Origin of the sequence: Amycolatopsis sp. w19 (assembly GCF_051373225.1) — a bacterium.
GTDB classification, from domain to species: domain Bacteria; phylum Actinomycetota; class Actinomycetes; order Mycobacteriales; family Pseudonocardiaceae; genus Amycolatopsis; species Amycolatopsis japonica.
In genome coordinates this window covers 370,638-394,996 of the sequence record NZ_JBPQFM010000002.1, presented here as the reverse complement: position 1 = coordinate 394,996, position 24,359 = coordinate 370,638, and the positions used below count along the sequence as shown (strand labels likewise).

At 69.9% G+C, this 24,359-nt stretch carries 17 protein-coding genes; 11 read left to right on the top strand and 6 right to left on the bottom strand.

The window, feature by feature from the left end; all coding sequences use genetic code 11:
• Positions 1–27 precede the first annotated feature (27 nt).
• The 6 genes from ACSMFO_RS06350 to ACSMFO_RS06325 all read left to right on the top strand — a co-directional run bounded on the left by ACSMFO_RS06350 (position 28) and on the right by ACSMFO_RS06325 (position 8,816).
• The gene (locus ACSMFO_RS06350; protein WP_436457637.1) at positions 28–4,263 is read left to right on the top strand and encodes a beta-ketoacyl synthase N-terminal-like domain-containing protein; all 4,236 of its coding nucleotides are present in this window, start codon (positions 28–30) and stop codon (positions 4,261–4,263) included.
• Positions 4,260–4,559: an acyl carrier protein gene (locus tag ACSMFO_RS06345; protein ID WP_436457405.1), complete on the top strand. Its 300-nt coding sequence runs from the start codon at positions 4,260–4,262 to the stop codon at positions 4,557–4,559. Before ACSMFO_RS06350 ends, ACSMFO_RS06345 begins: the two co-directional genes overlap by 4 nt.
• Before the next feature lie 2 nt (positions 4,560–4,561).
• Positions 4,562–5,353: an alpha/beta fold hydrolase gene (locus tag ACSMFO_RS06340; protein ID WP_436457403.1), complete on the top strand. Its 792-nt coding sequence runs from the start codon at positions 4,562–4,564 to the stop codon at positions 5,351–5,353.
• Positions 5,354–6,496, top strand: coding sequence for a glycosyltransferase (locus tag ACSMFO_RS06335; protein WP_436457402.1), 1,143 nt, complete (start codon positions 5,354–5,356; stop codon positions 6,494–6,496).
• A gap of 81 nt (positions 6,497–6,577) precedes the next feature.
• Positions 6,578–8,272, top strand: coding sequence for an aa3-type cytochrome oxidase subunit I (ctaD, locus tag ACSMFO_RS06330; protein ID WP_436457401.1), 1,695 nt, complete (start codon positions 6,578–6,580; stop codon positions 8,270–8,272).
• Positions 8,273–8,282: 10 nt separating this feature from the next.
• A complete protein-coding gene (locus tag ACSMFO_RS06325; protein WP_436457400.1) occupies positions 8,283–8,816 on the top strand; it encodes a bifunctional nuclease family protein in 534 nt (177 codons plus the stop codon).
• Positions 8,817–8,877: 61 nt separating this feature from the next.
• Here ACSMFO_RS06325 and ACSMFO_RS06320 read toward each other — a convergent pair whose 3' ends face one another.
• The 5 genes from ACSMFO_RS06320 to ACSMFO_RS06300 form a co-directional block, all read right to left on the bottom strand.
• Positions 8,878–14,373 (bottom strand): carboxyl transferase domain-containing protein, encoded by a 5,496-nt coding sequence (locus ACSMFO_RS06320; protein WP_436457398.1) that lies wholly within the window; start codon positions 14,371–14,373, stop codon positions 8,878–8,880.
• Between the two features lie 621 nt (positions 14,374–14,994).
• On the bottom strand, positions 14,995–16,155 hold the full coding sequence (locus ACSMFO_RS06315; protein WP_436457635.1) for a DUF222 domain-containing protein: 1,161 nt from the start codon (positions 16,153–16,155) through the stop codon (positions 14,995–14,997).
• On the bottom strand, positions 16,040–17,422 hold the full coding sequence (locus ACSMFO_RS06310; RefSeq protein WP_436457396.1) for a glycosyltransferase family 39 protein: 1,383 nt from the start codon (positions 17,420–17,422) through the stop codon (positions 16,040–16,042). Before ACSMFO_RS06310 ends, ACSMFO_RS06315 begins: the two co-directional genes overlap by 116 nt.
• A gap of 143 nt (positions 17,423–17,565) precedes the next feature.
• The gene (locus ACSMFO_RS06305) at positions 17,566–18,864 is read right to left on the bottom strand and encodes a GGDEF domain-containing protein (protein ID WP_378414624.1); all 1,299 of its coding nucleotides are present in this window, start codon (positions 18,862–18,864) and stop codon (positions 17,566–17,568) included.
• 339 nt (positions 18,865–19,203) lie between these two features.
• Positions 19,204–20,463 (bottom strand): MFS transporter, encoded by a 1,260-nt coding sequence (locus tag ACSMFO_RS06300; RefSeq protein ID WP_038515300.1) that lies wholly within the window; start codon positions 20,461–20,463, stop codon positions 19,204–19,206.
• A gap of 116 nt (positions 20,464–20,579) precedes the next feature.
• Between ACSMFO_RS06300 and ACSMFO_RS06295 the strand changes: the two genes are divergently transcribed.
• Positions 20,580–20,870, top strand: a complete 291-nt coding sequence (locus ACSMFO_RS06295; protein WP_038515299.1) for a hypothetical protein — start codon at positions 20,580–20,582, stop codon at positions 20,868–20,870.
• On the opposite strand, the gene ACSMFO_RS06290 is transcribed toward ACSMFO_RS06295, so the two are convergent.
• Entirely contained in the window at positions 20,867–21,805 is a 939-nt protein-coding gene (locus ACSMFO_RS06290) for a GlxA family transcriptional regulator (protein WP_436457395.1), read from the bottom strand. The genes ACSMFO_RS06295 and ACSMFO_RS06290 overlap by 4 nt on opposite strands.
• 93 nt (positions 21,806–21,898) lie before the next feature.
• Here ACSMFO_RS06290 and ACSMFO_RS06285 point away from each other — a divergent pair, with 93 nt between their 5' ends.
• From ACSMFO_RS06285 to ACSMFO_RS06270, 4 genes are all read left to right on the top strand, one after another.
• On the top strand, positions 21,899–22,318 hold the full coding sequence (locus ACSMFO_RS06285) for a DUF6010 family protein (protein ID WP_037344213.1): 420 nt from the start codon (positions 21,899–21,901) through the stop codon (positions 22,316–22,318).
• 25 nt (positions 22,319–22,343) lie between these two features.
• Entirely contained in the window at positions 22,344–22,637 is a 294-nt protein-coding gene (locus ACSMFO_RS06280; RefSeq protein ID WP_038515297.1) for a putative quinol monooxygenase, read from the top strand.
• Positions 22,638–22,699: 62 nt separating this feature from the next.
• The gene (locus tag ACSMFO_RS06275; protein ID WP_436457392.1) at positions 22,700–23,359 is read left to right on the top strand and encodes a HEAT repeat domain-containing protein; all 660 of its coding nucleotides are present in this window, start codon (positions 22,700–22,702) and stop codon (positions 23,357–23,359) included.
• Positions 23,359–24,351 (top strand): HEAT repeat domain-containing protein, encoded by a 993-nt coding sequence (locus ACSMFO_RS06270; protein ID WP_436457390.1) that lies wholly within the window; start codon positions 23,359–23,361, stop codon positions 24,349–24,351. The genes ACSMFO_RS06275 and ACSMFO_RS06270 overlap by 1 nt, the downstream gene beginning before the upstream one ends.
• Positions 24,352–24,359 lie beyond the last annotated feature (8 nt).

The following is a 24,359-nucleotide window of genomic DNA, read 5'->3' as shown; positions in this document are numbered from 1 at the left end:
GAAACCTCCCCGATCGCGATCGTCGGGATGTCGGTGCTCTTCCCCGGCGCCCCCGATCTCGACACCTACTGGCGCAACATCGTCGACGGCGTCGACGCGATCACCGAAGTCCCGGCCGACCGCTGGGATCCGGGGTTCTACCAGCCCGACGCCGAACCACGGGCGGACCGGATCTACTGCCATCGCGGTGGTTTCGTCGGTGAACTGGCCGAAGTGGACGTCACCGGCTTCGGCGTGATGCCGTCGTCGGTCCCCGGCACCGAACCCGACCAGCTGATCGCGCTGCGGGTGGCCGCGCAGGCCATCGCCGACGCGGGCGGGGAGCACCGGCTGCCCGCCGACCGGCAGCGGACCGGCGTCATCCTCGGCCGCGGCGGCTATCTGACGCCCGGTCTGGTTCGGCTCGACCAGCGGGTGCGCACGGCCACCCAGGTCGTCCGCACCCTGGGCGAACTGATGCCCGAACTCGGCGGCGAGCGGCTGGAGGAACTCCGCCGGGCCTTCACCGACCGGCTCGGTCCCGAAGCCCCCGACGCCGCGATCGGGCTCGTGCCCAACCTCGCCGCGTCGCGGCTGGCGAACCGGCTCGACCTGCGCGGACCCGCGTACACCGTGGATGCCGCTTGCGCCTCCTCGCTCGTCGCTATCGACCACGCCGTTCGCGAACTGGCGACCGGGCGATGCGACGTCGTGCTGGCCGGTGGCGTGCACCATTGCCACGATGTCACCTTCTGGAGCGTGTTCTCCCAGCTTGGCGCGCTGTCGCGAAGCCAGCGGATCCGGCCGTTCCACGAGGACGCGGACGGGGTGCTGATCGGCGAGGGCACCGGGATCGTCGTGCTCAAACGGCTCGCGGACGCCGAACGGGACGGCGACCGGGTCTACGCCGTCGTCACCGGGACCGGCGTGGCCAGCGACGGCCGGACCGCCGGACTGTCCACTCCGGACACCGCCGGTCAGGTCCGCGCGGTGCGGCAGGCCTGGAACGCGGCGGGGATCGATCCCGCCACGATCGGCCTGCTCGAAGCGCACGGGACCGCCACCCCGGCGGGCGACGCGGCCGAACTGGCGACGATCGCGGAGGTCTTCGGGCAGAGGGACGAGCCGACGGCGGTGCTCGGTTCGGTCAAGTCGATGATCGGGCACACCATGCCCGCGGCGGGCGTCGCCGGGCTGGTCAAGGCCGCTTTGGCCGTGTACCACGGAGTGCTGCCGCCGACCCTGCACTGCGAGAACCCGCATCCGGCTCTGGCGGCCACCCGGTTCGAGACGCTCGGCGCCGCGAAGGTCTGGGAGACCGACGACCGGCGGCCGGTGCGGCGGGCCGGGGTCAACGCGTTCGGCTTCGGCGGGATCAACGCCCACGTGGTCCTGGAGCAGGCCGCGACCAGGCCCGCCGTCGAGGTCTCCGAGCCCGAACGGGTTCTGCGGCTCTCGGCACCGACCGTCGCCGAGATGGGCTGCCTGCTCGATCACGACGACGTTCTGAGCGAGAGCGACACGGGTCGCGGCCAGGTCCGGCTCGGGCTCGTCGACCCGACACCCAAGCGGCTGAACCTGGCCAGGAAAGTGGTCGCGAAGGGCAGCCCCTGGCGCGGCCGCAACGACCTCTGGTTCGTCCCGCAACCGCTGCTCGGCACGGGCGGGGGCAAGCTCGCGTTCGTCTTCCCCGGGCTGGAGAACGAATTCGATGCCGACGCCGACGACATCGCCCGGCATTTCGGTATCCGCTGGGAAACGCCGGACGTCACCATCGGCGACGTCGGCAGGCACGGCAAGGGCGTGTTCCAGCTGGGCAGGCTGCTCGACACGGCGTTGCGCACACTGCGCGTCACCCCGGACGCGCTCGCCGGGCACAGCCTGGGGGAGTGGACCGCCATGGCCGTCGCCGGGATCCATGCCGACACCGAGGTGGACGCCTTCCTGGCGGGTTTCGATCCTGACGCGCTCAAGGTGCCGGGTCTGACCTTCGCGGTGATCGGCGCGGCCGCGTCCGTGGTCGCTGATGTCCTCAAAGGACAGTCCGAAGCGGTCCTTTCTCACGACAACGCGCCCAATCAGGCGATGATCTGCGGGCCGGCGGAGGTCGTCGACGGGTTCGTGCGCGGGTTCCGCGCGGACGGCGTGATCGCCCAGGTGCTGCCGTTCCGGTCCGGCTTCCACACTCCGATGCTCGCCCCGTATCTCGGCCCGATCCGTGAGGCCGCCGAACGCTACACGCTGCATCCGGCGAAACTCCCGGTCTGGTCCGCCACGACCGGAAAGCCCTATCCGGCGGCCGCCGCGGAAGTACGGGACCTGTTCGTGCGGCATCTCCTGGAGCCGGTGCGGTTCCGCGGTCTCGTGGAGAACCTGTACGCGGCCGGCTTCCGCGCGTTCGTGCAGACGGGCGCCGGGCAGCTCGGGTCGCTGATCGGGAACACCTTGCACGACCGCGAACATCTCGTCGTCGCCGCGCATTCCGCGCATCGGCCCGGTCTTCCGCAACTGCTGCGGACCGCGACGGCCTTGTGGGCCGACGGCGCCGATCCGGCGTTCGAACTCCTGCCTGGTCAACGCGGCGCGAAACGCGGCCGGACGATCCGGCTCGACCTCGGCGGCGGGCTCGTGTCGCTCGACGAACGTGTCCGGCACGGGTTCCGCCCGTCGGGAGCCGGTACGTCCACTTTGGACAAGATCGGGCAACGGAACCCGCTGGCAGCCGAATTCTCCGGGTTGCTGGCCGACACCGCCGGCCTGGCGGCCGAACTGTTCGCCGCCAGGTCGGCACCCCGGATCCGGCCGTCGCGCACCGAACTCCGCGTCTCCGTCGAGACGATGCCGTATCTGCTCGATCACTGCTTCTTCAAGCAGCCGCCCGGCGCGGATCCTGCCGACTCGTGGCCGGTCGTCCCCGCGACCACGGTGATCGGGCACCTGATGGACTTTGCCGAGCAGGCCGCGCCGGGCCGTCGCGCGGTCGCGCTGGAGGACGTCCGGCTGAACCAGTGGATCGCCGCGATCCCCGCGCTGGACGTACCGGTGACCGTGGTGCCGCAAGGCCCTTCCCGGGTCGGGGTCTCCCTCGGCGATTACTCCAGGGCCGTCATCGATCTGGACGCCGCGTTCCCCGCCGATCCGCCCGGGCCGTGGACGTTCCCGGCCGCGCGGGAACGGAAGCCGGACTTGCGCGCCGAGCAGCTCTACACCGAGCGCTGGATGTTCCACGGGCCGAGGTTCCAGGGCGTCGAGGAACTGGTCGCGGTCGGGGATCGCCACGTGCGCGGAGTGCTGCGGACCCCGGACGCGCCGGGGGCGCTGCTGGACAACGCGGGGCAGCTGCTCGGGTATTGGATCATGTCGCGGCTGCCCGCCAGGACCACGGTCTTCCCGGTGGGGATGCGGCGGATCCGGTTCTACGGCGAACATCCGTTGCCGGGGGACCGGGTCGACTGCGTCGTCCGCATCGTGTCGGTGACCGACGCGGAACTCGAAGCGGACGTCCAGCTGATCCACGGTGGCCGGGTATGGGCCGAGGTCGAGGGCTGGCGCGATCGCCGGTTCGACAGCAACCCGGTGATCCGGGCGATGGATCGGCGGCCCGAGCGGGCCACGCTGTCCGAAGCACGCCCCGGCGGCTGGGCGCTGGTCCGCGAGCAGTGGCCGGATCTCGCCACGCGCGAGCTGATCATGCGGAACGTGCTGGCCGGGGAGGAAAGACAGGCGTACGCAGGCCAGTCGCCGCGCCGGAGACGGGCCTGGCTGCTCGGCCGGATCGCGGCGAAGGACGCCGTCCGGCGTCTCTTGTGGACAGACGGTGCGGGTGACATCTTCCCGGCCGAACTGCGGATCGGGAACGACTCGTCGGGGGCGCCGACCGTCTCGGGCGCCTACGGGAGAAGCCTGCCGGAGCTCACCGTCTCGATCGCCCACCGGGACGCGCTCGGTGTCGCCATCGCCCGGAGAGGGCCCTGCGGGATCGACATCGAAGCCGTCGAAGACCGGCCGGAGAGCACGGTCGCCGCTGCTCTCGGCCCGGCGGAACGTGCCCTGCTCGGCGAGCCGGAAGCGGTGTGGTTCACCAGATTCTGGGCCGCCAAGGAGGCCGTCGCGAAACGGCTCCGCACCGGCCTGCGCGGTGATCCGCGTGCTTTCGCCGTCGTCGGCGCGGACGACGGGCGGCTCACCGTGGAGGTGGGCGGTGCCCGGTATCCGGTGTGGCACACCACGATCACCACACCGCTGACGGATTACGTCGTGGCTTGGACGGAGAACGAAGAATGACCACCGAAACCGCGGCGGCCGAGACCGTGCTGGCCGACCTCACCGTGATGCTGCGTGAACTGCTCGAGGAGTACGGGCTGGACGACGCCGAGATCGGCCGGGACACGAAGTTCCACGACGACCTCGAGCTGGAGAGCATCGACCTCGTGACGCTGTCCGGGCGGCTGCGTGACCACTACGGCGACAAGGTCAACTTCGCCGAGTTCATCGCGGAACGCGAACTGGACGAGATCATCGCGCTGACCGTCGGCGAACTGGTCGACCACGTGGTCGCGTCCCTGGCGGGGAAGGCCTGAGCATGGCGAAGGTCAAGGTCGGCGACCTCGACGTCCACGTACAGCGGCTGGGTCCGCCGGACGGCACGGCGCCGGTGGTGGTGTTCGTCCACGGCCTCCTCACCGACAGCCTGGCGAGCTACTACTTCACACTCGGGCCCGCCTTCGCCGCGCAAGGCATCGACGTCGTCATGTACGACCTTCGCGGGCACGGCCGCACGACGCGGCCCGCCACCGGCTACCGGCTGGAGGAGTTCGTCGCCGATCTGGACGGCCTGCTGACCGCGCTCGGGATCGACCGGCCGGTGCACGTGGCCGGGAACTCCTTCGGCGGCTCGATCGCCTTCGGGCTCGCGGCATCGCGTCCCGAGCGCGTCGCCAGCGTCGTCGCCATCGAAGCGGAGCCACCGGTACGGGCGTGGGCCGGGCACATGGCCGAAGGGCTCGCCGACGCGAAGGACCGGCTTGCGCACGACGAGGTGATCGGCTGGATCGCCGAGAACCACGGCGCGCACACAGCGAGGCTGTCGAAATCCGCGTACAAGATCCTCGCGGCCACGACGCTGGCGGAGGACATCCCGCTGAGCCGGACCATCGACGACGACCTCGGGGCCGTCCGCTGCCCGGTGTTCGCGCTGTTCGGCGACCGGTCGGGGCTCTCGGCGCAGGTCCCGGACCTGGAGGCGAACCTCGGCCGCTGCCGCACCGTCGTCCTGCCGGACCAGGGACATTCGGTGCTCGTCGAGCGCACCGCGGAGACGTCGGAACTGATCCTGGGCTGGGTCCGCGAACACTCGTGTGAAACGGCGGCCTGAGTGGGCAGATTCCTCTTCGTCACCCCACCGCTGACCGGGCATGTGAACCCCGCTGTCGGGGTCGCGGCCGCCCTCACCGCGCGCGGGCACGAGGTCGCCTGGGCGGGGCGGCCGGAGGTCATCCGGCGGCTCGCCGGCGACGGCGCCAAGGTGTTCCCGTGCGCCGTCCCGCGTCGCCTGCCCGAACGCGACGCCAGCCTCAAGGGGCCGGCGGCGTTCCGGTTCCTGTGGGAGGAGTTCCTGATCCCGCTGGCCGAGGCGATGGCGCCCGGGGTCCGCGCCGCGATCGGCCGGTTCCGCCCGCAGGTGGTGGTCGCCGACCAGCAGGCCATCGCGGGCGGTCTCGTCGCCGACGGGCTCGGCCTGCCGTGGGTCACCTCCGCGACGACGTCCGCGGAACTCGTCGATCCCCTGGCCGGGCTCCCCAAGGTGGCGGCCTGGCTCGACGATCTCCTCGACGGCCTGCGCGCGCGGATCGACGGCGGTCCCGCCGACCCCCGGATGTCGCCGCACGGCGTGCTCGCGTTCACCACCCGGGAACTGCTCGGCCCGGCCGCGCTGCCGAGCCGGGTCCGGCTGGTCGGACCGTCCATCGGCGGGCGCGCGCCCACCGGCGGCTTCCCGTGGGACCGGCTCGACCCGGCGGTGCCCGCCGTGTTCGTCACGCTCGGCACCGCGAACGCCGATGCCGCCGGGAACTTCCTCCGCGCGGCCGCCCGGGGACTCTCCGACGTCGACGGGATCCAGACCGTCATCGCCGATCCGAGCGGTGCAGTGGGACCGGTGGGGGACACGGTGCTCGTGGTGCCTCAGGTGCCCCAGATGGCACTTCTGGCCCGCGTGGACGCCGTCGTCTGCCATGGCGGGCACAACACCGTCTGCGAAAGCCTGTGGCACGGGGTGCCGCTCGTGGTCGCGCCGATCCGGGACGACCAGCCGATCATCGCCGGCCAGGTCGTCGACGCGGGCGCCGGCGTCCGGCTGCGGTTCGGCAAGGCGAAACCCGACCGGATCGCGGCCGCCGTGACGAAGGTGCTGGGCGATCCGGGGTACCGGTCGGCCGCCGAGAAGGTGGGCGCCTCGTTCCGGGAGGCGGGCGGGGCCGCGACGGCGGCGGACCACCTGGAGGCTCTACTCGGCTAGCCCCTTGAAAAGCCCGCGTGTAGGGACTCTCCTGGAGGGGTACCAGCCTTCAGAAGGTGTGTCCTCGTGCTGGGAGTCGCCATGACCGCCGTGAAGCCCTCTCCGCGTCCGGAGGCCGTCCGCTTCGGCGGGCGGATCCGTGCCCCCAAGGGGAGTGTCTTCCTCAGCGTCGTCCGCACCACCGACCACAAGACGATCGGCGTGCTCTACCTGAGCACCTCGTTCGCGTTCTTCCTCATCGGCGGCTTCATGGCGCTGCTGATGCGCGGCGAACTGGGCAGGCCGGGGATGCAGTTCCTGTCGCAGGAGCAGTACAATCAGCTGTTCACCATGCACGGCCTGATCATGCTGCTGCTGTACGCGACCCCGAACCTCTTCGCCTTCGCCAACTACATTCTCCCGCTGCAGATCGGGTCGCCGGACGTCGCCTTCCCGCGGCTGAACGCGTTCTCCTACTGGCTTTACTTCTTCGGCGGGCTGATGGTGCTCAGCTCGTTCCTGACGCCGAGCGGCGCGCCCGACTTCGGGTGGACGATGTACACGCCGCTGTCCAACGCCGCGCACACGCCGGGCGTCGGCGCCGATCTGGTGATCATGGGCCTGATCGTGTCCGGGCTCGGGACGATCCTCGGCGCGGTCAACATGGTCACCACGATCCTCTGCCTGCGCGCGCCCGGGATGACCATGTGGCGGCTGCCGCTGTTCACCTGGAACATCCTGTTCACCACGATCCTGATCCTGGCGGTCTTCCCGATCCTCACCGCGGCGCTGTTCGGGCTGGAGGCGGACCGGCGGCTCGGCGCGCACGTCTTCGATCCGGCCAACGGCGGGGCGATCCTGTTCCAGCACCTGTTCTGGTTCTTCGGGCATCCCGAGGTGTACATCGTCGCGTTGCCGTATTTCGGCATCATCACCGAGATCGTTCCGGTGTTCAGCCGGAAACCGTTGTTCGGCTACAAACTCATGGTGTTCGCGACGATCGCGATCACCGCGCTGTCGTTCGCCGTGTGGGCGCACCACATGTTCGCCACCGGCGCGGTACTGCTGCCGTTCTTCTCCATCATGACCTTCCTGATCGCGGTGCCGACCGGCATCAAGTTCTTCAACTGGATCGGCACCATGTGGAAGGGGCAGCTCACCTTCGAGTCGCCGATGCTGTGGTCGATCGGGTTCATGGTGACGTTCCTGCTCGGCGGGCTGACCGGGATCATCCTCGCCGCGCCACCGCTGGACTTCCACATCCACGACACCTATTTCGTGGTGGCGCACTTCCATTACGTGCTGTTCGGCACCATCGTGTTCGCCACCTTCGCCGGGATCTACTTCTGGTTCCCCAAGATGACCGGGCGGATGCTCGACGAGCGGCTCGCGAAGCTCCATTTCTGGACCACGTTCATCGGTTTCCACATGACGTTCCTCGTCCAGCACTGGCTCGGCAACGAAGGAATGCCGCGCCGCTACGCCGACTACCTGAGCACGGACGGTTTCACCGTGCTGCACACCATTTCCACGATCGGCGCGTTCCTGCTGGGCGCGTCGGTGCTGCCGTTCCTCTGGAACGTCGTCCGCGGCTACCGGTTCGGGGAGGTCGTCGAAGTCGACGACCCGTGGGGACACGGGAACTCCCTGGAGTGGGCGACGACCTGTCCGCCGCCTCGGCACAACTTCTTCGATCTGCCGAGGATCCGGTCGGAACGGCCGGCGTTCGAACTCCACTACCCGCACATGGTTCCCCGGCTGCGCGCCGAGGGAAAGGTGAGCCGACCCAGGGAATGAGGTACCGCGCATGATTTCGATGGACGTCGAGGGGATGGCTGTCCTGGCCCCGGAAGCGGCACCGGTGATGTTGCTGCGGGAACGGGAGGGCGAACGCCGCTGGCTGGCGATCACGATCGGCGGCCCGGAGGCCAGCGCGGTGGCGCTCGCGCAGGAACGGATCCGGCTGCCCCGCCCCGGCACGATCGAGCTGATCGGCCAGGTGGTCGAGTCGTTCGGGCACCGGGTCACCGGAGTCCAGGTCACCGCGCTGCGGGACGGCATCTTCTTCGCCGACCTGGTACTCGATTCCGGCATCCGCGTTTCGGCCCGGCCGAGCGACGCGGTCGCGATCGGTTTGCGGGCCGGGGTCGGGATCGAGGTGGCGGACGCGGTGCTGGAGGTCGCTTCGGTGCGGGTCGAGATCGTGGGGTCCGGGCCGGACGCGGAACTGCCGACGGCGCCGTCCGACCCGGTCGAGCAGGAACGGGAGGTCGAGGAGTTCCGAGCGGCACTGGACAAGATCGTGCCCGAGGACTTCGGGGACCGGCCACCCGACCCGTGAGATGAAGGGGTCTTTCATCGCAAATTTTGCGATGAAAGACCCCTTCATCTCACTTGGGACGCTACTGCTTCTGCTTCGCCAGGCCCGCTTCGATCGCTTCGATGATGCGCGGCCGCATCTCGGCGGCGCTGATGATCGCGTCCACCGAACCGACCTTCACCGCGCGCTCGATGCTGTGCACGCCGTCGAACTCGGACGCGACCGCGCCCAGCTTCTCGGCCCGCACCGACGACTGGACCTCGGCCAGCTCCGCGGCCAGGGCGGCACGTTCGGCACCCACCGCGCCGCTGAGCTTCTCGGTGAGCGACCGCACCCGCTGATCCGCCGCGGTCCGCGCGTTGACCTCACCGGCGAACACGACCGCCGCGGCGGGCGCCCCGCCGAGCACCGAGGCGAACGAGCCTTCCAGCGCCAGCACCGTCATGTTCGGGTTCAGCGCCTTCGAGAAGACCACGAACGCCCCGCCGTGGTACCGCGAGATCACGGTGAACACGATCGGGCCCTCGAAGTTGACGATCGCCCGGCCGATCTCCGCGCCGTACTCCAGCTGCAGCTTCCGCATCGACTCCGGCGAACCGTCGAAGCCGGACAGGTTCGCCAGCACCACCAGCGGCCGGTTGCCACTGGCCGCGTTGATCGCCCGCGCCGCCTTCTTCGACGACCGCGGGAACAGCGTGCCCGCGGTGTAGGTGTCCGGGCCGTCGGTGGGCGGGAAGCCGCGGCGCGGCACCGAACGCGACTCGATACCGAGCAGGCACACCGGCCGTCCGCCGAGGTGCACGTCCTGCACGGCCGCGGTCTCCGCGTCGGCCATACCCGGCCAGCGCTCCAGCACCGGGTGGTCCTGATCCGACAGCGCGCGCATCACGGTGCGGATGTCGAACGGCTTCTTGCGGTCCGGGTTGGCCTCCCGCGAGAAGATCTGGCCGACCGTGGTGAAGTCGCTGTCGACGGCCGCGTGCGGGAACGACGAGATGTCCCGGTCGATCGGGTCGTTCGTGACCGCCTTGCGCGGGCCGGACTCGTCCGGTGCCACGTAGGTGTGGTCGTAATGCGACATCAGCACGTCGCGCGCCGCGGCGAGGTTCGGCGCCCAGTACTGCGCCTGGCCGTTCGGGCCCATGACACGGTCGTAGCCGCCGATGCCGAAGTTGTCCTCGGCCGAGACGCCACCGGAGAAGTCGAGGGACTGCTTACCGGTCAGCACCATCGCGGAATCCGGTGTCATCACCAGGATTCCCTTGGTGTGCATGAGCATCGTCGCTTCGGCGTTCCAGTACGGCTGGGCGCCGACGTTGATCCCGGCGACCACGATGTTGATCTCGCCGCCGTCCTGGGTGAAGTGCACGATCCGCTTGAGCGCGGCCGCGACCCAGTCCATGTTCTCGGTACCGGACTCCATCGAGATCCGGGCGCCCGCCGAGAGCGCGTACCACTCCAGCGGGACCCGCAGCCGCTCGGCGAGGTCCAGCGCCGCGATCACCCGCGAGCACTCCGGCTCCGACAGCGCGCCGAGCGCCTTCGTCGGGTCGCCCAGCAGCACCACGCGTTTGACGCCCTCGGGGTGGCGCTCGGTCGGCGTGGTGACCACACCGGCGACGATCGCCGCCTTGTTGCGGCCCTTCTTCCGGTCGACCGGGACGAGGGTGTTCGTGTCGTCCATGTCGTACTCGGTGAACGAACCGAGCATCTCGGTCAGCTCGTACGGGTACACGGTGTCGCGGCGACGGGCGCGCAACACGTTCTGGCGGTAGTCGTCGAGCGGGAGGATCGGCTCGGTGGTGGGCTCGGACAGCGACATCTGCACGCCGCCGCTCACGTCGTAGCCGATGCGCACGGCGACCTCTTTGACCTCGCCGGTCGCGCGATCGCGCTGCCTGCCGAGGAACTGGACCTCTTCGAGACCCGCGCCCGCCGTCGACGGCTGCACGCGCTGGGCGACCGTGTCGAGCTCTTCGCCGGTGAGCTCACTGGTCGGCCAGACGTACAGCATGATCCGGTTGGTGTCGAAGCGTTTCTTCGGCGGAAGCTTCGCCTGCACCTCGCGGATCGCGTCGAGGCAGCCCGCCAGCGTGCCTTCGACCGCGGGCAGGGCCAGCAGCTTGCCGTCGTTGTCCCGCAACGGGGTCAGGTCGCGGACCTGGGCGAGCGCGACCAGCCGCTGATCCGACGGGTTCATCGGCGAGACGCATTTGAACAGGTAGACGTCCTCGTCACCCGACGGCAGTCGCGTGAGGTCGAAGTTCGCCAGCCGCTGCAACTGCATCCGCTGGGCGATCAGCGGGTGCAGACCGCGGATCAGCCGCTCCTCGCTGAACCCGGTCGAGGACGGGCGGAAGGTGAAGTGGTGGTGCATCACCGCGCCGCCGTGCCCGGCGACCGTGGTGGTGATGCGCCGGATCCGGCTCGGCAACGCCCCGGAGGTGAGGACCTCGCGCAGCCCCGCGGCCATCGCGTCGTCGTCGGCCGACTCGTCGTCCCACGTCAGGTAGAGGTCCGCCTCGACGTCGGTGTCGGCGGGCAGCTGGGCGGCGAGATCGGCGACCGCCTTGATCGCCCCGGGCAGCCCGGCGCGGTCGACGGCGGTGGTGACCATGTGGAAGCGCTCGTTCGCGTCGGCGTAGTCACCGGTGACGAAGGTGCATCCGCCGACGGTCACCTGCTGGACGCCGGTGAGCGCGCGGTTGCCGTAGTAGCGGCGGCTCAGCACCTCCAGCAGGGGGCTGTGATCGGTGCCAGGGCGGCCGATCCGCTGCCCGAGCAGGCGGACCAGCGGCTGGGCGCTGGCCAGCATGCTCGCGATCCGCTCGGCGCGGTCCGGCGAATCCGGGTTCAGGTCGAGGTGCCGCAGGTGTTTGCGGACCTCGCTGTACGCCTCGGCGCGGGTGCGGCGCAGCAGCGGCTGGGCGAACCAGCGGAACACGACGCTGCGGGCCAGGTCGCCGACGACCGGGAAGCGGAGCTGGGTGGCGGCGATGAGCTGCTCCAGCGCCTTGCCCGCCGGCTCGCGCATCGACTCGAACGGCTGCGGCTCGGTGAGCCACTGCCGCAGCAGCGCGGTGACGATCGCGACGTCGGACGAGGTCCGCTGCTGGGCGAGGAAGATGCGGAAGACCGCTTCCTCCAGTTCCGGCGTGCGCTCCAGATCCTTGATGCCGTAATGCGCCAGCACCTTCTTGAGCTTGTTCTGGAACGACTCCGACAGCCCGGCGCGTTCGACGTCGAGGCTCTGCAGGTAGGTGTGGAAGAACTCGCGGGCGCTGTGCACCCGGGTGTCCGCCTTGGCGTCCTCGCGCATCGGCTTGTTGCGCATCAGCTCGGACAGGTCGGCGAACACGGTCAGCAGTTCGACCTCGCCCTCCAGCGGGCGGTCGCCGTTGCCCTCCAGTTCGGCGCGGGCGGCCAGGTACGCGCTGAGCGTGCGGCGCTCGTCGTGCGGGTCGACGTCGAAACCGAGCAGGAGACTGCGCAGATCCTGCTGTCCCCGCGTGATCCGCTGGACCGCCGACGTGCCGTCCGGCTCCGCGGGCAGCTCGATTTCGACGCTGCCGGTGTCCTCGGCGACCTCTTCGCCTTCCTCCGCCACCGGTTCGAGCCGCAGGAGGGGAGCGCCGGTCTCGACCTGGCTTCCGACCGAGACGACGCATTCACGCAGCTTCGCGCGGAACGGCGCGCGGAGCACCGTCTCCATCTTCATGCTTTCCAGCACCAGCACGGGTGCGCCGGCCTCGACCTCGGCGCCGACCTCCAGCGGGGTCGCGACGACGAGCGCCGGCGCGGGGGAGCGGACGACGCCGCCCTCGTCGCGGCTGATGCGGTGGGTGACGCCGTCGACCTCGACCAGGTGGATCGGGCCGTGGGTGCCGGTGACCAGGCGGAACCGGGTGCCGTTGACGGTGATCTGGCCGGTGTGCTCGTCGAACCGGTCGACCTCGACGTCGGCGGGGTGGATGTCGCCGCCGCCCGCCGAGACGCCGACGCGGAACCGGCGGTGACCGATCCTGGCGACGCTCACGCGGTACGCGGCGCCGCGCAGCTTGAGGTCGAGCGGTCGGCCGCTCTCGTGCTGGACCTGCGGACGGCCACCGTGTGCGGTGGAGAGGAGCCGCTGACGCTCGACGGCTTCCTCGTCCTCGTAGGCCTCGATCGCGGCGGCCGCGAGCGCGATCGCCGAATGGCGGTGGGTGACCAGCTTGCCTTCGCCGCGGACGCGGTCGATCCAGCCGGTGTCGGCGCTGCCGTCGATCACCTCGGGCTGGTCGAGCAGGTCGAGGACGAAGCTCTTGTTGGTCGCGCCGCCCTCGATGATGACCGTGGTCTGCGCCATCGCGCGGCGCAGACGGCCGAGCGCCTCGTCACGGTCGCGGCCGTAGGCGATGATCTTCGCGATCATCGAGTCGAAGTCTGCCGGGATGGTGTCGCCTTCGCTGACCCCGGTGTCGACCCGGATACCGGGGCCGGCGGGCAGATCCAGGCGGGCGATGCGGCCCGGGGACGGCGCGAAGTCGCGGTCCGGGTCCTCGGCGTTGAGCCGCGCCTCGACGGCGTGACCGAACTCGGCGGGCTGGACGCCGTCGAGCTTGCCACCGGAAGCGACGTGCAGCTGGGCCTTGACCAGGTCCATGCCGGTGGTCAGCTCGGTGATCGGGTGCTCGACCTGCAGGCGGGTGTTCACCTCGAGGAACGCGAACAGCTTGTCGCCGGGGTGGTAGAGGAACTCGACCGTTCCGGCGCCGCGGTACTCGACCGCGAGCGCGAGCCGCTCGGCGGACCGCTTGAGTTCGTCGGCCTGCTCGGGGCTCAGGACCGGGGAGGCGGACTCCTCGATGATCTTCTGGTTGCGGCGCTGCACCGAACAGTCGCGGACGCCGAGGGCCCACGCGGTGCCCTGGCCGTCGGCGATGACCTGGACCTCGACGTGCCGGGCGCCGGTGACCAGGCGCTCCAGGAAGACGACGCCACTGCCGAAGGCGCGCTCGGCCTCCAGGCTGGTGCGCTCGTAGGCGTCCTTGAGCTCGTCGGCGGAGGTGATGACGCGGATACCGCGACCGCCGCCGCCGGCGGTCGCCTTGAGCATCAGCGGATAACCGATCTCGGCGGCGGCCTTGATGGCGGCGTCGAGATCCGCGACGGCGCCGCGGCTCCACGGAGCGACGGGCACGCCGACCTCTTCGGCGATCAGCTTCGCGCCGATCTTGTCGCCGAGTTTGCGCATCGCGTCCGCGCTCGGACCGATGAAGGTGACGCCCAGCCGCTCACACAGCTCCGCGAAGGCCGGATCCTCGGCCACGAAACCCCAGCCGACCCAGGCCGCGTCGGCCCCGGTCTCGGTCAAGGCCCGCTCCAGCACGGCGAAATCGAGATACGGGCGCGCCGACGCGGGCCCGAGGTTGTAGCTGATGTCGGCTTCCCGCACGAACGTCGCCGACCGGTCCGCGTCCGTGAAGAGCGCGACGGTCTCGATCCGCCGTCCGGTCTCCGCCGAAAGCTCGCGGACGGCGTGGATGAGCCGCATCGCGGCTTCTCCGCGGTTGACGATGGCGACACGACTGAACACCGACTGAGCCTCCCAAGTGAGCGGCGCCGTCCCGCTGGATCACGCGCGGGACAGTCTCCTGATACCTGTCTAACAGCCTGCCTCTTACCGGCCGGTACGAGAATGTCGCCGGTGGCGCATGCCGGGGGCCGGGGATTGTAGGAACCCGCCAAAAAGTGTCGTGGAACACCTAGGGGTGGGGCCGGATGACGTCATGAAGTGGACAACTGGCGGCTGGGGTCGCCGATAGGGGTCGGGAGGTGTCACCGGGTGTTCACGCCGGTTTCACCGGGACGGCCGGGGGTGCTTGGGGTTGGTGTGGCGTTGGTGCCGGGTGTTGGGGTGGTCTGGCGGGGGAGTGGCCGTTGTTCGGCGACGGCCGGCAGGGTGTGGTGGCGCTGGTCGGCTCTGCGGGCCTGGTCGTTTTTCGGCAACGAGACTTGACGGTTGTCGGCCGGGTGAGCGGAGGGCGGGTTCGAGGCGCGGTCCCGTGCCGTGGTCGTTTTTCGGCGACTCGGCCAGTGCTGATCGCGCGCTCGGTGCTGTCGTCGCTATGCGGCGACGGGGGCCGATGGGGCTCGGGCAGGGAGGCGGTCGGGTTCGCGCTGCCGTGTCGTGCCGTTGCCGTTTTCCGGCGACGCCTCAGAACGGTGGTGGTTCCTCGCTGCGGGGTTCGTGCAGTGGCGGAGGCGAGCTGTCGTAACTCCGCCCCGTAGGCGTCGTGATCGTCAGAGTCCCATCAGAACCCAACCGGTAGTTCCAGCCCGGTTCGTCCTTCAACCGATGATCACGGCGGCACAGATCGATCAGCTCGGTATCCGCGGTATGGCCACCGTGTTGCCACGGCAGCGAATGATCGAGGTCGCAGGCCTGCGCCACACGATGACACCCGGGTCTTCGGCACTCACGGTCCCGCACCCGCACGAACTCGTCCAGACCGGCGCTGGGCCGGTAGCGGTCGCGGCCGAGGTCGAGAACCTGCCCCGAGAGCGGGTCGGTGATGATCCGCCGCAACACCGTATTCGACCCACCGGCGATCTCCCGCGCCAACGACGCCGGGATATGCCCATGCCCGGCCATCTCCGCCGGATCATCGTTCAACCCGAGGTAGGTGTTCAAGTCCATGTAGAGGAACACCTCCGACCGTTCGCTCTTCCCGCCCTGACCACCCAACAAGAGATCAAGGGCGACATCGGCACGTAGCTGGTCCAGGGTGCGCGTCTCCCCACCCGCCCGCAGCGCCCGAGCCTCACGGTCGATCCGCGTATAGGCGGCAGCCACCTTCTCGACGGGACCATCCTCGACCTCGATGGACGCCACCCCGGTCTCACCCTGTCGGATCGATAGGCGACGCCCGCCACGATTCCGCTCCACACGACGAGCCACCCCATCACGGTCGGCCATCATCGCCGCGTGATTGGCCGCTTTCCGGATCTGATCCGAGTTCCGGTCCGGGATCCGATCCTCCAGCACCGCGTCCACCGCGCGAGCATCCTCGTCCGAGAGCCAGGCGGTGGCCGTGGCGACTTTCATCGCCCCGTACCCACCCACCTTCCCGGCATCCAACAAACCCAACGTGCGCGGCAGACGGGTCGTCAACGCCTCAGCCGTGGAGACCAGCCCAGCAGCATGACCGTCCACAACGGACAGAGCGAACGCGACCTCCTGCACTACACTCGACGCACCATCACGGTGACGACTCAGCCGACCCAAAGCACGGAACCGAACAGCCTCCAGCCGCGCGATCCCTTCCGAAGCCGCGACGGCGACATCCACGGCATCGTTGTCCCCCAACGAATCCAGTGAAGCATTGACCTCCCGCAAAACTTCCGACGACGTGATTTCCTTCAAGAGCGCCACAGTGGCGTTGAGTGTGTCCACACGCAGAACGTACAACCGACCACCGACAGTTCCGGCTCAGTAGTAGCGCCGCAACTCGCCCCAAAAGTACATCCCAAGGCCGAGAAGTCCCATCACACAAGGAAATCCGCACTCCTTGCTCGTCGTTCTCCACCCCGAGCCCATTGTCGTGCACCGCGGCCTCGCGACACCCTGCGAACCACGTCGGAAGATACGGCCCCACCACGACCACGGGTCCCGAAGCCGTACCAGGAGGCGGCCCCCAGTCCGCATAGGACATATGCCCCGAGTACACCCCGGGAAGCCCGTAGTACTCCAGAGCTCCCGCCTGTCCGTAGTTCCGCGTGAAGATCACCGCGGTCGACCGCCGCTCAGCCGGGATCTGCTCCCAGACCCGGGTGACCGAAGAAGCCAGCTCGGGCCAGCCCGCCTGCTCACCTTGTTCCTTGTTCACCACCAAAACCGGCGCCAGTGCGGACACCGGCAGCAGAGGCAGTCCGACGATGAGAGAGACCGCGGCACCGAGCACGGCCGACACCGCCGCCCATACGCGACGCGATACCCGGTCCAGTGATCGCAGACAAGGCTCGGCGCCGGCCGCCGTGAGCAGCAACAGAAACGGCGCCGAGTAGTACGGCTTTCCACCCGATATCAGCAAAAGAACGCACAGCACCGGATAAGCCGGCGCCAGGGAACGGGCCCAGCGCAGCTCCGGATCACGCCAGAGCCGAAGGCCGCCCGCGATCCAGATCGGCACGACCACGGGCGACAGATAGAGGAACTGCATCGGCACGAACAGGATCCGGTTCTCCGCGCCGTCGTCCTCGCTGATCCCGGAAGCCACGGTCAGCAAAGGGAAATCGTGCGCCGCCTGCCAGATCAGGCCTGGGGCGGCCAGCGCGAGCGCGAGCAGGATCCCGGCGGCGAGCCAGCCGCTGCGGAACACGGTCCGCGGGCCGACGGCGAGTACCGAAAGGCCGATCGACGCGACCATCAGCAGGACAAGCCACTTGGCCTCCAGCCCGATGCCGACGACGGCGCCGATCGCGAGCCACCACCGTCCGTCGCCGGTGCGGAACAGGCGCAGGACCACCAGGCCCAGCGCGCTCCAGATCAGCAGATCGACGGTGGCCGTCGACAGCATGTGCCCGTCCACCACGACGAACGCCGCCAGCGCGGTCGTCGCGGCGGCGCAGAGTGTCGCGGCCACGCGCAGGCCGGCGGGAGTGGCGCCGAAGAGGTCGGTGGAGATCCTCGCGAGCAAGGGCGTCAGGGACGGCTGGTCGACATATCCCCACGCGAGCCGTTTCCCTGCGGCGAGGAAGTAGAGCTCCTCCCCAGACGCGGCGAATCCTACTGCGCGGGCGGTGCCAGTTCGACCCTGTTGCGGCCACCCTGCTTCGCCCGGTAGAGCGCGGTGTCGGTGGCGACGAGGAGGTCGTCGACGCTGGTGATGTTGGCCGCCGGGTACAACGCGCCGCCGATCGACACCGTCAGATCGGTCAGCACGGTGTCGCGATCGGGCAGCGCGACCGAGACCACCGCCACCTGGTGCCGGATCCGTTCGGCCACCTGGCGCAGCGTCTCCTCGCCGTGGATGTCCGGGATGACGATCGCGAACTCCTCACCGCCCCACCGCCCGCAGATGTCCTGTTCGCGGACCTCGGCGAGCAGGGCGTCGCCGACCGCGCGCAGGACGAGGTCGCCGTTGGGATGGCCGTAGGTGTCGTTGATCGTCTTGAAGTTGTCGAGGTCGAGGAACAGCACGCCGAGTTTGCGGCCGGCGCGGGTGCGGCCCAGCTGTTCCTCCGCCAGCTGACGCCAGCGGCGTTTCGTGACGAGACCGGTGGTGGCGTCGGTGTGCGCGTCACGCCGGTACTGCGTCAGCAGCAGCCCGCGGTGCAGCGCGACCAGCGCGATGACGACGCCGACCAGCACCAGCGGGTTGGCCTGGACGAGGACGACGGCCGTCACGAGGCCGAGGCCGAGCGCGCCCGCTTCGAGGATCTGGTCGCCGAACCCGGAGAACAGTTCGCCGATCGACTTCGGCGGCGACGAAAGCGCGATCGCGACCATCACCAGCACGGTGTTGATCGCCCAGCGCAGGGCCGCGGCCACGATGATGACGGCGAGGTCGCCCAGCCCGGCGAGCAGACCGGAGTCGGGCGCGCCTGGGTAATGACGCATGCCGAGGCTGAGGACGACGACGGCGGCCTGCGTGCCGCAGAGCACCGTCGCGGCGGAGAAGATCCACCGATGGGGGAGGACCGGCCGTTGGTGTGGCCAGATCCGCAGCCATGCGATGGTGTAGGTCACCACGACCATCGCGGCGGCGAGCACCGGAGGCAGCGCGATGACGGCGGCGACGCTCCAGACCGCCTTGGTGTCGACGTAGGCGACTGACGGGGCTCTGTCGTACTCCCGTTGGCGTTCGATCTGCCGGGTGCCCTCGATCGCGATGGCCGCGCACAGCGTCAAGACGCCGAACCGGACGAGATCGGTACCGGTCACCGGGACCAGCCGGGCCGTGGCGGCGGTCGAGAGGACTGCGATGAGATTCACGACCAGGACGTAGGAACGCACAGGTCGCGGCAGGCTCCACAGGTGCCAGGCCTTGAGCCGCCGTCGCGCGCCGCCGAGTCGTCCGTCCACGCACCCTCTTCCGTCGGTGATCTACACCGTAATCGAACCGGGACTGCGACGACCGTCGTTGTCCGGACGATGAGAGTCGTGGCCCCGAATTCCCCCGGACAGCCCAACCGAAACGAGGGAGGTGCACCGATGCAGGACAACAACTGGTGAGTGTTTTGCCGGATAGATCGCTATTTCGAGGGAGGTGAACGACATGCGGGACAACAACTGGACCACTCGGCGTGACAACAACTGGACCTGAGTGATCTCGCCCACGAGTGCGGCTTTCGCGAAGGGAGGTGAACGTAGTGCGTGACAACAACTGGACGACCCGTCGGGACAACAACTGGACGTGATGTGTCAGGAACCGTGTTCGCCAACGGGTGTCGTCCCGCCGACCGGCCCCATGGGATCTTCGGATTCCTCAGGGCCGCGGCGGGACGACACCGCCCGTGACCAGCCCACCCCGGCGACGAAGGCGACCACCACACCGGCGATCGCCGCGACGGTGACCACGGTGGTCGGCGCGACGATCTGGGCCAGCAGCCCGGCCGCCGCGATTCCCGCCGCCTGAGCCGCCCGCAGCGCCGCGATCGCGACCCCGATCACCTGGCCGCGATGGGCGGGCGGCGCGGCGAGGCTGTACTGCGTCTGCGTGATCATGTCGTGCGCGGAGAACACCCCCGAGATCGTCCACAGCACGACGATCGTGACCAGTCCCGGAGCCCAGCCGGTCGGGATCAGCACCAGGCTGCTCGCCACCGTCAGCGCGCCCAGCACCCGGATCTGCCGCTCACGCGGGATCCGGCTCAGGAGGATTCCGCCGAGCACCGAGCCGACCGGGTTCGCGGCCAGCAGCCACGGCAACGCGCCCGCGCCGCCCAGTTCGGCGGCGACCGGGACGGCGAGGCCCTCGGGCACGACGTAGAAACCGCAGCAGCAGGCGATGAGCAGCAGCCAGCGCAGCTTGCGGTCGCGTGCCACCAGACGGCAGCCCTCGAGCAACGACGGGCGTTCGTGATGGGCGGGTGCCGAGGGCGGGAAGCGTTCGAGCCCGAAGCGCAGCATGAGCGCCGAAAGCGCGAACGTTCCCGCGTCGATCAGCAGTGCCCCGGGAACACCGAGGCCGGTGACGACGGCGGCGCCCGCGCCGAAGCCCACCACGAGCCCGGCCTGATACGTGGACGAGATGACCGCCTGGCCGACGACCAGCCGGTCCGGATCGAGCAGATCCGGCAGCATCGCCTGGCGGGCCGCGTGGAACGGCCCGGCCATGAGCTGGACGAGGAACAACAGCGCGGCCGCGGCGGGCAGCGGGAGGCCGGGCACCGCCATCAGCGCGATCAGGACCGCGCGGCCGACGTCGGTCACCACCATCACGGTGCGTCGCGAGAACCGGTCCGCGACCCCGCCCAGCGCGCCGCCGAGGAGGTCGGGCACGAAGGTCAGCGCGTACGCCGCCGAAGCCCAGCCCGCCGACGAGGTCCGGTCGAACACCAGCACCGTGAGCGCGACCCTGGCCAGCTGGTCGCCGGCGACCGAGAGCAGATGCGCGAGCCAGATCCGGCGGAATCCGGCGACCGCGAAGACACTGCGGAACGACGCCGCTCGGGCTGGCATGCGCTTCAGGCTGTCGTGAAGCGGCCACTTTGCGCAACCCTCGGAAAAATCACTTCGCCATGTCGAACCGCGGCGGGCCCGTTCGACGTGTCTGTAGAGAAGGAACGGAGAAGCCGATGTCGCATTCACTGGGCCCGCTGGCGAACAACCTCGCCGCCTACGCCATCTACTCGACCGCGCAGACCGAGATGCGCCACGCCTACAAGCTCATCGAGGCGGGCGACTACCTCGGCGCCGCCGCGGAGATCGAGTCCGCCGCGCACGCCGCCGAGGTGCTCGCCCGAGCCACCTCCGATCTGGACGCCGAGCGTTCCGAACGATGGCTCAGAGTCGTTGTCGCGCGAAGGCGGTTCGCCGACCAGGCCCGGGCGCGGGCTTCGGACACCGTTCTGACCCTTGCCGCTTAACGGAAAGCGCGTCGATAGGTGCCCGGGCTGACGCCGGTCGTGCGCTTGAACCGGTCGCGGAACGAGGTGGGCGAACCGAAACCGACTTCGGCGCCGATCCGCTCGACGGCGTATTCGGTGGTCTCCAGCAGATGCTGCGCCTGCCGGACGCGGGTCCGGTGCAGCCACTGCAACGGCGTCGTCCCGGTCTGCTCGCGGAAGTGCCGGATCAGCGTGCGCGTGCTCATCCCGGCGCGCGTGGCGATATCGGCCAGTGTGAGCTCGCGCGCGAGATTTTCCTGCATCCACAACAGAGTCGGCTCCAGCGTCGCGCCACGGGGAGCGGGTGGATGCCGCAACGCGATGAACTGCGCCTGGCCGCCCTCGCGTTCGAGCGCCATGACCGAGAGACGGGCGGCGTCGGCCGCGATCGCGGAGCCGTGGTCCCGCCGGATCAGGTGCAGGCACAGATCCAGGCCCGCGGCGGCGCCCGCGGACGTCAGGATCTGCCCGTTGTCGACATAGAGGACGTCCGGGTCGACGTCGACTTCCGGGTACGCCGCGGCCAGTGCGTCGGCGGCGACCCAATGCGTCGTGGCGCGAAGGCCGTCGAGCAGGCCCGCGGCGGCGAGGATGAAGGTGCCGGAACAGATCGAGGCGATCCGCGTGCCCCTCGCGGCGGCCGAGTTCAGCGCGGCGTGGACGGATTCCGGCAACGGCCGGGTCGGCTCGGCGGTGCCGGGGACGATGATCGTGTCCGCCTCGCGCAGCGCGTCCAGCCCCCGCGGCGCGCGCAGGGTGAAGTGCCCGGCGTCGACCTCTGGGTGTTCCGCGCAGACGACCACGCGATAGCCCGCGCTTCCGTCCGCGAGCCGGGTCCTGGTGAAGACCTCGATCGGCGTCGAGAGATCGAACGGGATCACCTTGTCCAGCGCGAGGACGGCGACGGTGTGCATGAACCGCAACGTACCCGCCCGATGGCGAGATCCCGTTGGAAGGCGTCGTTCGCGCCACTGGGAGCGGGCGTCGTCCGGTTCTAGCGTCGAACCATGATGATCATCGCGCCGATTCTCGTCGGCCTCGGCTATGTCGTCCTGATGTCGTTGATCCACGAGCCGCACCGCCGCCGCTTCAACGCGGTCATGATCGCCGGCGCGGGCGCGGCCTACGCCAGCGGCGGCGGGCTCGGCATCTGGGAACTCGTCTTCACCGCACTGATGGCCTATGTGGCGTACCGCGGGCTCGAATCGTGGACGTTCATCGGGATCGGCTGGCTGCTGCACACGGCTTGGGACGTCGTGCACCACCTGAAGGGCGCTCCTATCATCCCGTTCCTGGACGATTCGTCGTTCGGCTGCGCGATCTGCGACCCGGTGATCGCGATCTGGTGTTTCGCCGGCGGACGATCGGTGACGGATTTCTTCCGCGCCCGTGTCGGTTCGCGTCGTCCGCGTTCGTCGGTGGGGTGAACCGACCGGACGAAGGGAGTTCGAAATGACGGTGATCGTGGCGGGAAAGGTGTACGTCGACCCGGAGAAGCGGGACCGCTATGTCGAGGGGCACCAGGTGATCGTCGAGAAGGCGCGGGCCCATCCCGGCTGCCTCGACGTGGTGATCTCGGCGGACACGCTCGAACCGGGCCGGGTGAACATCTTCGAGTACTGGGAGTCGGAAGAGGTGCTGAACGCCTGGCGCGCGATCTCGCCGAGGCCGACGTACTCCGCCGAGATCCGGGACGGCGAGGTGTTCAAGCACCGGGTCTCGTACTCCGGACCCCCGTTCGACTGATCGCGGTGGAGCGCCGGGCTTGACCTTGACATCGTGACAAGGTCTTCACTGGAGCGCAGGAGGTGATCCCCATCAACACGACACAGAGGACTTCACCGGACCTGCGCGTGCTCGACGCGCTCGGTGCCGAGAGCTCGTCGACGCGGCTCCAGGCGGCGCTGGCGGCCGGGACGCATCCGGACGCCGGGTTCGTCGGCCCGCTCGTGGCGCGGTGCGCGATCGAGCCGGATTTCTACGTCCGGGACATGCTGACCTGGGCGCTGACGCGGCTGCCCGCGGAGAACACGGTGCCGGTGCTCCTGGCCGAGCTCGGTTCGGAGGTCGCCCAGGCCCGGAGTCAGGCCCTGCACACGCTGTCCAAGATCGGGGACCGCGCCGCGTGGCCCGCGATCACGCGGTCGCTGCTGCACGACGCCGACGACGAGGTCGCCCGGAGCGCGTGGCGGGCCGCGGTCGTCCTCGTCCCCGACGGGGAGCGGGCCCGGCTGGCCCGTGACCTGGCCGACCAGTTCGGCCGGGGCGACCGGACGGTGCGGCTGAGTCTCAGCAGGGCGCTCGTCGCGCTCGGACCCGTGATCGAGCCCGTCCTGCGGGCGGGCTCGGCGAGTACCGACCTGGCGGTGCGGGCGCACGCCCACGCCACGGAGCGGCTCCTGCGCGACCCGGACGCCGGTTTCGACGAGTCGAAACGGATCGTCGCGCTGGGACCGGAGGGAGCCTGATGCTGATCGGTGAGGTGGCGCGCCGCTCGGGGGTGAGCAGCCGGATGCTCCGGCATTACGACTCCCTCGGGCTGGTGCGGCCGACCGGCCGCACCTTCGGCGGCTACCGCGAGTACTCCGACGAGGACATCCGCCGGATCTTCCACGTGGAGTGCCTGCGGTCCCTCGGTCTCTCGCTGCGCGAGATCGGACGCGCTTTGGAGGATCCGGCCTTCGAACCGTCCGATCTCGTCCGCGATCTCATCCGGCGGACCGAGGAGCGCCTGAACCGGGAACAGGAGCTGCTCGACCGGCTCCGCGCGGTCGACGGTTCGGCACCCACGGGCTGGGAGGGGGTCCTGCGCATCGTCGAGCTGTTGCACGGGCTCAATTCGCCTCACGCGGCTCGACGGCAGCAGACCGCCCTGGCCCCGGCCGAGGTACCCGCCGAACTGCTGGCCGGAGCGGTCCTCACCGAAGCCGATCCGAACGTCGCCGGGGCTCTGCGGTGGGCTCTCGCGAGGGCGGGCGGTGACGGCGTGGCGAGCCTGGCGTCCGGCGCGCGTTCGGCGGACGTCGACGTCCGGCGGCGCGCGGTCCTCGCGATCGCCGGGATGCCCGGTGACGAGGCGACCGCGGCGCTGACGGACGTACTCGGCGACCCGGATCCGGCGGTCCGCGCCCGCGCCGCGCTGGCGCTGGGGTCGCGCGGGGAGAGCGCGGCCGTGCCGGAGCTCGTCCGCATGGTGGTCGAGGGTACGACCGACGTCGAGGCGGCCGAGGTCCTCGGCACCTTGGCGCGGGACGACGGCGCCGCGGACCGGATCATGAGCGCGTTGACCGGCGAGCTCGCCACCGCGGACCCCGCGGCGCGGATCCGCCTCACCCAGGCCCTCGTCGAGATGCCGCCCGCCCGCGCGCTAACCGTGCTGCGTGACCTGGCCGAAGACGACGATCGCACCGTCGCCCTCCTCGCTTCGGCCCTGGCGGGAGTGCTCGGCTCCCCTGGGTGAGGTGGCTT

Bases quoted from the DNA above. Each gene is read 5' to 3' on its own strand.
- ACSMFO_RS06345 (WP_436457405.1), top strand. From the start codon at position 4,260: ATGACCACCGAAACCGCGGCGGCCGAGACCGTGCTGGCCGACCTCACC.
- ACSMFO_RS06290 (WP_436457395.1), bottom strand. From the start codon at position 21,805: ATGCACACCGTCGCCGTCCTCGCGCTGGACAAGGTGATCCCGTTCGAT.
- ctaD (WP_436457401.1), top strand. From the start codon at position 6,578: ATGACCGCCGTGAAGCCCTCTCCGCGTCCGGAGGCCGTCCGCTTCGGC.
- ACSMFO_RS06295 (WP_038515299.1), top strand. From the start codon at position 20,580: ATGTCGCATTCACTGGGCCCGCTGGCGAACAACCTCGCCGCCTACGCC.
- ACSMFO_RS06300 (WP_038515300.1), bottom strand. From the start codon at position 20,463: ATGCCAGCCCGAGCGGCGTCGTTCCGCAGTGTCTTCGCGGTCGCCGGA.
- ACSMFO_RS06350 (WP_436457637.1), top strand. From the start codon at position 28: ATGTCGGTGCTCTTCCCCGGCGCCCCCGATCTCGACACCTACTGGCGC.
- ACSMFO_RS06340 (WP_436457403.1), top strand. From the start codon at position 4,562: ATGGCGAAGGTCAAGGTCGGCGACCTCGACGTCCACGTACAGCGGCTG.
- ACSMFO_RS06280 (WP_038515297.1), top strand. From the start codon at position 22,344: ATGACGGTGATCGTGGCGGGAAAGGTGTACGTCGACCCGGAGAAGCGG.
- ACSMFO_RS06285 (WP_037344213.1), top strand. From the start codon at position 21,899: ATGATGATCATCGCGCCGATTCTCGTCGGCCTCGGCTATGTCGTCCTG.
- ACSMFO_RS06270 (WP_436457390.1), top strand. From the start codon at position 23,359: ATGCTGATCGGTGAGGTGGCGCGCCGCTCGGGGGTGAGCAGCCGGATG.
- ACSMFO_RS06325 (WP_436457400.1), top strand. From the start codon at position 8,283: ATGATTTCGATGGACGTCGAGGGGATGGCTGTCCTGGCCCCGGAAGCG.